Source organism: Paraburkholderia sp., from assembly GCF_035948235.1.
Lineage (GTDB): Bacteria > Pseudomonadota > Gammaproteobacteria > Burkholderiales > Burkholderiaceae > Paraburkholderia.
Map to the genome: position 1 here is coordinate 24,270 of NZ_DASZJJ010000112.1, position 10,292 is coordinate 34,561.

Here is a 10,292-nt window from a genome sequence, read left to right on the forward strand (position 1 = left end):
AAACCCATCTTGACGGCTTTTCATCGAAAAGTCATCTATATGGCGCCTTAAAGCGGTACCTTAAAGTTCGATCCGCGAAAGCTTGCCCAGCAACACGGAATAAGCAAGCGTGCCGACAAGGCAGATCGCGCCCATCAGATTGAGCGCCCAGTAAAAATGGCCCGTGTGCTGCGTGATATAGCCGATCATGAGCGGCGTCGTGACGCCCGCGATATTGGCGGCAAGACTCGTGATGCTGCTGGTCAAACCCACATACTGGCGCGGCGCAATTTCGGCCACGGCGGCCCACGACATCGAGCCGACGCCTTGCGCAAAGAACGCAACGGTCAGAATGGCGATCACCAGTTCATTTGACTCGACGAAATTGACGAGCACGATAGACGCGCCCAGCAGGGTGCCGATGATGAGCGGCGTCTTGCGCGCGGTCGACACTGAAACACCGCGCCGAATAAAGTAGTCCGAAAGAAAACCCGCGCTGAGAATGCCGAGCGTCGCGCCTAGAAATGGCATGGCCTGAAAGATGCCGACCTTGATCATCGACATGTGGCGAGCTTCGATCAGATAGGTCATGAACCACGTCGTAAAGAACACCAGCAGCGTGTTATTACAGAACTTGCCGAGACAGATCGCAAGAATCTGCCGATAGCCAAGCAGCTTCAGCGCCATGCGCCAGTTGAACTTGTCGCGCGGTTTGCGTGCGGCTGGCGGCACGCCTTCGTTGATGTGCTGCAGTTCTGCGGCGTTGACGGCGCGATGCTTGAACGGATCGCGATAGGTGCGATACCACAGCACACTAAACAGCATGCCAAAGCCGCCCGTCACGAAGAACACCGATCGCCATCCATACACGGACGAAATCCAAAGCAGCAAGCCCGTAAAAAGCGGCGTGCCGATATACTGGCCCATCACATAAACGCTTGTGGCGAAGCCGCGTTCCTGAACCGGAAACCACAGGGTTACGGCGCGCGTGTTCGACGGGAAAGCGGGTGTTTCGAGCACGCCCATCGCCAGGCGCGAACCGAGCAGCATGTGATAGCCGTTCGCGAAGCCCTGCGTGAGCGTCGCGAATGACCAGCCAACCAGCGAAAGCGCATAGGCGATGCGCGAACCCAGCACGTCGGTCAGCACGCCGCCTGGCACGAGCGCGATCGAATAGGCCAGCCCGAACGCTGCAAAAAGCTCGCCCATCTGCATCTTGTTGAGGGCGAGATCCTTCGAAAGACCAGGCGCGACGATGCCGAGCGCCGAGCGGTCCACATAATTGAGTATGGTCGCGACAAGCAGCATCGAGAGCACGACATAGCGGACCTTCGTGCGTTTCGCGCTGTGCGCGTAGGCCGACGTGCCCGCTGCCAACGGTTGTTCCTCTGCGTATTTCATCGATGTCTCCATGTCTCTTGCTGATCTCTTGATGGATCTTTTTGTTATGCAGTCCGATCGAATGAGCGAACTAGCCGCGCCCGACAAACGGCATTGTGGTGGCCATGATGGTCATGTCGAGAATATTGGCCTCTGGCGGCAGCATGGCCATGTGCACGACCGCATTGGCGACGTGCTCCACGTCCATGCGCGCTTCGGGAGCGGTGCGGCCGTCCGCCTGCAGGACGCCGCGATTCATGCGCTCGGTGAGCGGCGTGGCGGCGTTGCCGATGTCGATCTGTCCGCACGCGATGTTGAACGCACGCCCGTCCAGCGCGATCGAGCGCGTGATGCCAGAAACCGCGTGTTTGGTGGCCGAATACGCGATCGAATTGGGGCGTGGCGAATGCGCGGAAATCGAGCCGTTATTGATGATCCTGCCGCCTTGCGGCGACTGCGCTTTCATCAGTCGATACGCGGCGCGCGCGCACAGAAAGACCCCCGTGAGGTTGGTGGCCACCACGTCGTTCCAGAGATCGAGCGTGTAGTCTTCCAGCGGCACCGCGCCCGCGTTGCGGCCCGCATTGTTGAACAGCACGTCCACGCGGCCAAACGACTGCGCAATCTGTGCGAACGCGCGATCGACGGACTCGGCGTCGGTCACGTCGGCGGTGAACGGTTGCGCATCGCCGCCGCTCAGGCCGATGGCTTCCTTCGTTTCCAGCAAAGGCTCGATTCTGCGCCCGACCAGCGCAAGCGCGAATCCGGCCCTGGCAAGCGCGATGGCCGTGGCGCGGCCGATGCCGGAACCGGCACCCGTGACTACGGCGATTGGCTTCGATGCAGGCATTTCCCGTCCTCTTGTCGATTCGGTTGAACACGGGAAAAGAATTGCACTCGCGCAATACGCCAGGCAATCTTGATTGGTTGAATCAACATGAGAGGGCTTTACAGCCGGGGTGCCCATCAGGGATTGTCCCGATGCTGGTTTCTCAAGGCCCAGGGCGGCATGCGCTTTGAAGCACCAGGGCGATTACCGATCCAGGCCGCTATTTAAGGGCTGAATCGCGTGAGGCACGGGCATGAGGATAAGTTGATTGATCGAATCAAGATTGACGCACCGGTATGCGCGTTCGTAGTCTCTCGACGTCTCTCGACCAAAGGAACGCACCATGCCGGACATTCAACGCACCCGCCTGCTCATCGCACGCAAGGTTCCCGCCGCCGTTGCCCAAAGAGCGGAACGTGAATTTCATGCCTACGTCACCGATTCCGATATGGACTCGTGGTCCGTGGTCGACTTTTGCACGAAGCATGCCTTGCCCGCCGTGCTGATCGGCAAAAAATCGGGACTGCAGGCCGAGCACATTGCCGCGTTGCCGCCCAGTGTGAAAATCATCGCGAACGCGAGTGCGGGCGTCGATCACATGGACGTGGCGGCGGCGCGCGAACGTGGCATCGTCGTGACCAACGCGCCCGATGCGCTGACCGAATGCACCGCCGATTTCGCCATGCTGCTGGTGCTGGCGGCCTGCCGACGCGCCTCGGAATATGAACGCATCATGCGCGCGGGCTGGGGCAAATCGTTCGGCATGACCGATATGCTCGGCATGCGGGTGAACGGCAAGACGCTGGGCATCGTCGGCTTCGGGCGCATTGGGCGCGCGGTGGCGCGGCGCGCGCAAGGTTTCGGCATGAAGGTGCTTTACACCGATATCCAGCGAGCCGCGCCTGCGCTGGAAAACGGTGCGACCTACTTTGAAAGCCTCGAAACGATGTTGCCGCACAGCCAGGTGTTGACGCTGCATGTGCCGGGCGGCGGCGTGCCGGTCATGACGGCCAGGGAATTTGGTCTGTTGCCGAAGGGCGCAGTTTTCGTGAACGCCGCGCGCGGCGGTCTCGTGGATGAGGACGCGTTGTACGCCGCGCTGACTTCAGGGCAACTCTTTGGCGCGGGTCTGGACGTTTATCGCAACGAGCCGAACGTGGACACTCGCTTCGCAGGCCTGAACAATGTATTTCTGTCGCCACATATGGCGAGCGCCACCATTGAGACGCGCGATCAGATGGGCTTTACCGCGCTTGATAATGTCGCGGCGGTGCTTGACGGCGAGAACGCCTTAAACCCCGTTTAAATGCATTTAGAACCGCCCGATGCGGGAAATATCCCTCATCGGGCAAACCCTGCTCAAGCCACCTTGAACACGCTGACCGCCTCGCGCAGCGCGTCGGTCTGTTCCGTCAACGACATCGCCGCCGCCGCGGCTTCTTCCACCAGCGCAGCGTTCTGCTGCGAAACCTGATCCATCTGCGAAACCGCCAGATTGACCTGCTCGATGCCGTCGCGCTGTTCCTCGGAGGCGTGCGCGATCTCGGTCATGATGGTCGTCACGCGGCCGATCGATTCGCCGATCTCGTTCATCGTCGTGCCCGCCGAGCGCACGTACTGCGCGCCCGAGGCGACATGGCCGACCGATTCGCCGATCAAGGTCTTGATGTCCTTGGCCGCCGCCGCCGAGCGCTGCGCGAGCGAGCGCACCTCACCCGCGACCACGGCGAAGCCGCGACCTTCCTCGCCCGCGCGCGCGGCTTCAACCGCCGCGTTGAGCGCAAGGATATTGGTCTGGAATGCGATGCCTTCGATGATGCCAGTGATTTCGGCGATCTTCTGCGAACTGCGGTCAATGCGATCCATCGTTTGCACCGCGTCGCCGACCACCAGCGCGCCGCGCTCGACTACTTCCTGGGCGCTGCCCGCGAGCGATTGCGCCGTGCGCGCGTGTTCGGTGTTCTGCTTCACCGTCGCGGTCAATTGCTCCATGCTGGCGGCGGTCTGCTGGATCGATGCGGCCTGTTCCTCGGTGCGTTGCGAGAGGTCGTCGTTGCCGGCAGCGATCTGGCGGGTGGCGGACGCAATCGACTCCGAACTGTGCGAGACCTTGCGCACCGTGCGTGCGAGCTCGTCCTGCATGGTCTGCAATCCGGCAATCAGGCGGCCCATTTCATCCTGCGAGCGCACGTCCAGGCGCGCGGTCAGATCGCCGGCGGCGATGCGCTGCAAGGCGCCCAGCACGTTTGCCAGCGGTGCGGCAATTGCGCGGTGCAGGCCGATTGCGCACAGCGCCGCCACGCCAAGCCCCAGTGCGATCAGGGCGATACTGCCCGCGCGCAAGGCGGCGTAGAAGTCCGTCGCGCCGTCGAACGTCTGCTGGCCGTGCGCCTTCTGCCATTGTTCGAGCGCCGTCGACGCCTTCGTGAGCGCCACCGACAAAGGCGGAATGCGCTTCATCGCAATCTCGTCCTGGGCCGTGCGGTCGGCTTGCTTGATGGCGGCCATGAGTGGCTGAATGCCTTGTTCGAGCATTGCGCCCAACGCTGTCTGGACCTGTTCGGCCAGCGCCTGCTCGTCGGCGTCGTGGGGCAGGGCGCGATAGCTTGCCCACGCCTTTTGCGAGGTGTCGAGATAGGTTTGTGCCTTGTCGAGCAATTGCGGGACATCGGGCGAATCGGGATGCAGCAGGATGCGGTCGAGCGTGGTGCGCGCGATCGTCAGATTGAGATTGGACTTGCCGATGTCGATGGCGGCGGCAAGCTGGTTCGAATAGGCGTAGCCGAGCGCCGCATTCGAATGCGACATGCCGATCAGACCGGCAATACCGGACGCGACGATCAGCACCGCGAGCACGCCGACTGCGATGCGCAGGCGAACGGAAATAGAGAGTCGGGCAAACACGACGTGAGCTCCAGACGCCTTGGTAGGGCGACGTTTTCGAATATTGGGGAGGGGTGGTCCTGGCGGGAACGCATACAGCGGCTGTACGGCCCCGCTGCTCGTCCCCTACTTGGTTAACGGCGAGGGCGGGCGGAACTGTACCGGGGAGCACAAAACGAAACGCCCTCGCGGCGAACCGGGAGGGCGTTTGCAGGGGGGCTGCGCGAACCGGGTTCAGTCCAGCGCCGGCTCCGAAAACCGCTCGATCCAGAGCGCCAGGCGGTCGGCCGCAAAACTGTCCGCGCGGGTGCCGGAACGACAAACGATGGCGTCGCCTTCGCGCACGCATTGCAGCGCGCCGCCGGCTTCTTCGAGCCACAGCAGGCAGGCCAGCCAGGCAGCATGTTCAGCAGATACAGCCTGACCGACGGGGCGGGTAAGGAACTCGCTGAGCGTATCCGGCGTCGTCCAGATCAGCGCATCGCCGCCGCCGCGCACCGTCGCACCGAGCACATCGGCGAAAACCTGCACCGCATCCGCCGCGCCGCGTCCCGCATGCTGCGTGCGCAATTGCGCGAGGCGCGTGCCGACCGCGTGGCCAAAGCTGCCGCTGCATTCGCTTTCTGCGCGCACGAGATCGGCGTAATCCATGCGATGCCAGTCTGGCTCCACATTGCGCGTGCCGGCCAGTTGCGCGCCAGCCAGCCAGGTTTCCACCGGCTGGAAGCGGCCCGGACCGATCAGGCTCGCACACAGCGTATGCACGATGCCGATGCGCGTGGCGACGGTCTGCGTCTGCAGTACGCCGAGCTTTTCACGCACGAGCTGGTCGCGTTCCTTGCGCAGCCCCGACAGCTCCAGCGCCTGCTTCATCTCCATGCGCAGCGCGGCGATGTCCCACGGCTTTTTGATGTAGCGATGGATCTGGCCTTGATTGACGGCCTCGACGGTCTGGTCCAGCTCCGAGTAGGCCGTCGTCAGGATGCGCACGATGTGCGGATAGCGCTCGCGCGCATAGCGCAGAAGCTCGTTGCCATACTCGCCCGGCATGCGCTGGTCGGACACCAGCACGGCGAGGCTTCCCGCGTGCGCGTCCAGCAGCGCCTTGCCGTCCTCGACGGACGCACCCGTTACGACTGGTGCGATCGAGCCGATGGCGCGTTCGAAATATTTGACCGCGGTGGCTTCGTCATCAACGAACAAAATCGCCGGGGGCGGTGTCTGGTTGGCAATTACATTGCTCATTGGTAACTCCTGTACATTCGATCCTTGAATTCGGGGAATAGCTGCGTCGCGGTCGTGCTGCCGCTGGCATTGAGTCGATCGGCAGGTGCTGCATCACCTCGGAGGCAAACCCGAGGCCGCCGCTGCTGCTGCCAGCACTTCGCGAACCTTGCTCACGCCTAGCGGCTTCTCGAGGATGCTGAATACGTGCCCGGAATGGCCCGCTTCCAGCAGTGCGTCCTTGTCCGCGTAGGCGGTCACGAGTATGCGCACGATATGCGGATACTCCTGCGCGACCTCACGCAGCAGGTCGCCGCCGTGCCGGCCCGGCATGCGGAAATCGGTCAGCAGCACAGCCACCCGCGCGCCTTCGCTGCGCAGGATCGACGTGGCCTCGTCGGCGCTCGCGGCGAGCAGCACCTCATAGTCGCTGCCGGCGGAGCGCGCAAAATACTTGCGCGCCAACTCCTCGTCATCGACATAGACGACGGTGTACGGCGCCTGCTGGTTCTCGCTCATCTCGACCTCACTCGGCACGCGGCAGATCGAAGTTAAACGCGGTCCATTCGCCCAACTGGCTTTCTGCGAACAGAGTGCCGCCATGTTGCTCAACCACCGCATAGCTGATGGACAGGCCAAGGCCCAGACCCTGGCCGACTTCGCGCGTGGTGAAGAACGGCTCGAACACCCGCGCGAGATTTTCCGGGGCGATCCCCGGGCCGTTGTCGCGCACATTGACGTGCAGACGGCCGTCCTGCCAGTGCGCCTTGACATGGACCTGCGGTGAAACGGTGCTGGCTTTTTTCATCGCCAGCGCGGCATTCGAGAACAGATTGATCAGCACGCCGACGATGGCGGCTTCGTCGCCCAGCACGAGGGTGTCGCTGGGCAGCTCGCGGGTGACGCTCACACCGCGCAGCTCGTGGGCATCCAGCCGTATCGCCGAGTCGAGCGCCTTCTCGAACAGGAACGGCACGTCTTCCTGCGTCGTGCCGGGCTTGCGGTAGGCAAAAGTCTTCAGGTCCGACACGATGTGCTGGATGCGCTGCATGCCCTGTTTGGCATCGGTCAGGCACTCCTGTAGCGACGGGCTGTCCTTGACCTGCTGCTCTTCCATGGCGATTTCGATCGCCATCAGACAGAAGTTCACTGGATTGTTGACCTCATGCAGCAGGCCAGCGGACAACGTGCCGATGGCCGCCATCTTTTCCTGTTGCAGCAGTTGGCCCTTGATCTGCGCAAGATTCTCATTGGAACGGGCGAGCTGCTCGTTCTTGTGCGCGATCTCGTTCTTGAGCCGGAACAGCTGGAAGCGGCCCTTTTCGTTGAAGTAGGTATACACGGAGCTGGCCAATGCGCAGAAGAAGATCAGGATGAGCTGGAACTGAAACTTGCTTGGGTCTGTGATGCCGCCCGAATGGGTCGAGCAGGCCACGAAGTAGAGCGCGACCGTGGCGATGCCGAATGTCAGCGTCTGCCAGATGCCGGAGGCGAACAGGATGCCCACCGCGAAGATCGTCAGCGTCAGCCCGGCGTAGAACAGCGACTGCTCGCCCTGGGTGGCGTAAATCATCCACGAGATCATGGCCTGCGGCAGCAGCAGCCAGCCGAACGTGATGACCTGAACGTGACGCTTGCCCACTTCGGTATACAGCGAGAGCAACGCGAGTCCAATGACGGCGCTGGTCAGCAGCCGCAGCATGGCGAAGCCCTTCTGCTCGTCCGGATAGACGACATAGTCCATCGCCGCGCCCATCAGCACGAGCACGATCACGGTCAGGCCGCCCGCCTTGCTGCATAGCAGCCGGTAGTCGCGCAGCTCTTCACGATAGGTCGACTGCAGCCCCACCAGGGATGTTGTCATCTCAACCTGCTTGTTGCTGGCCGATGGTGACCTCGGCGAACACATTCACCCCGGTCGGGTCCGTGTACAGACGCGGCTCGCTACAGTTTTCCGGCATGATCGCGGCCATCTGCGTCTCGTTGCGATAGATCAGGTACCACTCCAGTACGTGCTCCATGCTGAAGCGTTCGGGATTGTCGGCGTGGACGTTGGTGACCAGCAGGCGGCCGCCGCGGCGGGTGCGGCTTGCGAAATACTGGTTCAGCCGCGCGCAGACCTTGTCCGACAGGTAGTCGAACAGACCGGCGCAATAGACCGCGTCGAATTCGCGGGCGTCCGGCGAGTCCACATCCATGCGGCGCTTGAGCAGGTGATGGACCGAGTCGTGCGTATAGCTGATGGCCATGCGCTTGGACGTTTGCTGCGAGATGGACCCGAGGCGCTCGCGCGTCCAGTCCAGCGTTTCCTGGCTGAAATCGAGCAGTTCGAACGACAGCCATTCCGGCTCGTCGTATTCGTGCATGAAGCGCTGGATTTCCTGGGCGGGGCCGCAGCCCACGTTCAGCACCCGGGCCGGGCGACCGGCCGCGCGCGCGTCGTTGGCCACGCGGGTCAGGTAGTCCACCAGCAGGTCGATACGATTGCGGTGCGCGCGCGCCACGGCCGTCTGCAGGAACGACGCGTTGACGATCTGGAAGTACGTGCTCGGACCCTGGCGGGGATCGTCGAGCATCTGGTTGACCATCTGATAGTCGCCGGCATAGCCCAGCGGCTTCGTGAAGGTGCGGAACACGAACGGCGAGCGCAGCAGCAGCGGATGTAGCGCCGCCTGGGCAAACGCGCGGTGGGCGGGCGCCAGTTCCTCATCGACCATGCGGGCCTCGCCTTCGAAATCGTCGAAGAAGACCTTGGTCCTTTGCATCAGCGGCGTTGCGAGTTCGAGGAAGAAGTCCTCGCGCAAGGTCTTGCCGTCTTTCGGCAGCGTGTTGGCCAGGTCCGCCTGCTCGACCCAGCGCGACATGTCGGTCAGGAACGCGCGGATCTGGTTGACGGCGATCTGATAGTCACGGCGGATCTGGAAGCGCTCGGCCCAGTCCTGCACGAAGCGGCGCGCTTCGTCACCGACCGTGCGCGCTTCCAAAGCGTCGCCGCTCAGTTCGCGCCATTCGTCGATCAGCGTCACCGAGACAATGGCGGTCAGTCCGGTATTGACCATGCTGATGACGACCGCCTTGCCCGAATAGGCGTGCTCGACGCCCATCTTGACCGACAGCTCGTTCAGCACTTCGCTGACCTGGACAATCGAGTAAGGGTTATAGACCTCCATCACCAGGGACTTGCGCTGGAGATTGATGATCGTCCCCCGCACCTGTTCGCCCTGGGAGTTGCGGAAGCTCACTACCGGATCGATTTGCGTTCTGGAATACACAGTATTGCGGCCAGGTAAGTACTGACGGGAATGCCAGGAGTTGCGCGACGCTTTATCCAGAACCCGAAGCGCCGGGTCGACCCGTTCAGCGTCGAGTGTGTCCCTGGCCGTGGTTCTGACGATGCAGCGTCGCCATCGGTAATTCAGTTCTAACTGCATTGGCCGGACAAACTTGCTGTTTGTCCTGTCCGTATCGTCTCGCGACCACTTATGCCATTGGCATTTAACGCGGGCGTCTGGTTTCGAAACAATCCTACCTTTGCGATTGCAGCATTCTACTGAAAAATGATGACAGTGGTCGCTCGCCAATTTCATTGACGAAACGACCGGCAGTTGGCCGCAGGAAGGGTTGCCGGAAGGGCGCAAGATACTACAGGGGCTTGCCCGTCGAACGCAAGCTCGAACGGGTTCAGGATGGCACCCGCTTTTATGGCTGGGGCGGCTGGGCGGATGGGCTGTTGCCGGTAAGGCGATTGAAGAAGTCCACGGCATGCTGGCGGGTGAACATCGACCCCAGCGTGGCGGCAGGGTCCAGGCCCGCGCGCCGGGCCGCGCCGCTCACGAGGCTTTTCTGCAAATCGTTGAGCGGGCGCGCGAGGCTGGTGGCAACGAGCCCGGTGGAGGGCGGCGCGGCGATGGCCGGCAGGTCGGTGCGCGGCGTGGCCAGCGTGAGCAAAGAGCTGAGTGTGGGGGCGGCGGCGATGCGCTTGCTCGCAAGCATGTCG

At 62.5% G+C, this 10,292-nt stretch carries 8 protein-coding genes and 1 pseudogene; 1 reads left to right on the forward strand and 8 read right to left on the reverse strand.

Annotated features, from left to right (window positions below; translation table 11 throughout):
* Window positions 1-60 precede the first annotated feature (60 nt).
* Together VG320_RS09920 and VG320_RS09925 are read right to left on the reverse strand one after the other, a co-directional pair.
* Complete coding sequence (locus VG320_RS09920; protein WP_327199939.1) at window positions 61-1,380, reverse strand: MFS transporter; 1,320 nt, start codon at window positions 1,378-1,380, stop codon at window positions 61-63.
* A gap of 70 nt (window positions 1,381-1,450) precedes the next feature.
* On the reverse strand, window positions 1,451-2,209 hold the full coding sequence (locus VG320_RS09925; protein ID WP_327199940.1) for an SDR family oxidoreductase: 759 nt from the start codon (window positions 2,207-2,209) through the stop codon (window positions 1,451-1,453).
* Window positions 2,210-2,531: 322 nt separating this feature from the next.
* Between VG320_RS09925 and VG320_RS09930 the strand changes: the two genes are divergently transcribed.
* A complete protein-coding gene (locus VG320_RS09930; protein ID WP_327199941.1) occupies window positions 2,532-3,494 on the forward strand; it encodes a D-glycerate dehydrogenase in 963 nt (320 codons plus the stop codon).
* A gap of 53 nt (window positions 3,495-3,547) precedes the next feature.
* Here VG320_RS09930 and VG320_RS09935 read toward each other — a convergent pair whose 3' ends face one another.
* From VG320_RS09935 to VG320_RS09960, 6 genes and pseudogenes are all read right to left on the reverse strand, one after another.
* Entirely contained in the window at window positions 3,548-5,092 is a 1,545-nt protein-coding gene (locus VG320_RS09935; protein WP_327199942.1) for a methyl-accepting chemotaxis protein, read from the reverse strand.
* Window positions 5,093-5,305: 213 nt separating this feature from the next.
* Window positions 5,306-6,316, reverse strand: a complete 1,011-nt coding sequence (locus VG320_RS09940) for a response regulator (RefSeq protein WP_327199943.1) — start codon at window positions 6,314-6,316, stop codon at window positions 5,306-5,308.
* Window positions 6,317-6,409: 93 nt separating this feature from the next.
* On the reverse strand, window positions 6,410-6,814 hold the full coding sequence (locus tag VG320_RS09945) for a response regulator (RefSeq protein ID WP_327199944.1): 405 nt from the start codon (window positions 6,812-6,814) through the stop codon (window positions 6,410-6,412).
* A gap of 7 nt (window positions 6,815-6,821) precedes the next feature.
* Window positions 6,822-8,159 (reverse strand): sensor histidine kinase, encoded by a 1,338-nt coding sequence (locus tag VG320_RS09950; protein WP_327199945.1) that lies wholly within the window; start codon window positions 8,157-8,159, stop codon window positions 6,822-6,824.
* Between the two features lies 1 nt (window position 8,160).
* Window positions 8,161-9,567 carry a class I SAM-dependent methyltransferase gene (locus VG320_RS09955; RefSeq protein WP_327199946.1) on the reverse strand — a complete coding sequence of 469 codons (1,407 nt, stop codon included), beginning with the start codon at window positions 9,565-9,567 and terminating at the stop codon, window positions 8,161-8,163.
* A gap of 427 nt (window positions 9,568-9,994) precedes the next feature.
* Window positions 9,995-10,292: pseudogene (locus VG320_RS09960) on the reverse strand (phosphoesterase); the annotation flags it as partial.

Coding starts and splice junctions, on each gene's coding strand:
- VG320_RS09920 (WP_327199939.1), bottom strand. CDS start 1,380: ATGAAATACGCAGAGGAACAACCGTTGGCAGCGGGCACGTCGGCCTAC.
- VG320_RS09925 (WP_327199940.1), bottom strand. CDS start 2,209: ATGCCTGCATCGAAGCCAATCGCCGTAGTCACGGGTGCCGGTTCCGGC.
- VG320_RS09930 (WP_327199941.1), top strand. CDS start 2,532: ATGCCGGACATTCAACGCACCCGCCTGCTCATCGCACGCAAGGTTCCC.
- VG320_RS09940 (WP_327199943.1), bottom strand. CDS start 6,316: ATGAGCAATGTAATTGCCAACCAGACACCGCCCCCGGCGATTTTGTTC.
- VG320_RS09945 (WP_327199944.1), bottom strand. CDS start 6,814: ATGAGCGAGAACCAGCAGGCGCCGTACACCGTCGTCTATGTCGATGAC.
- VG320_RS09950 (WP_327199945.1), bottom strand. CDS start 8,159: ATGACAACATCCCTGGTGGGGCTGCAGTCGACCTATCGTGAAGAGCTG.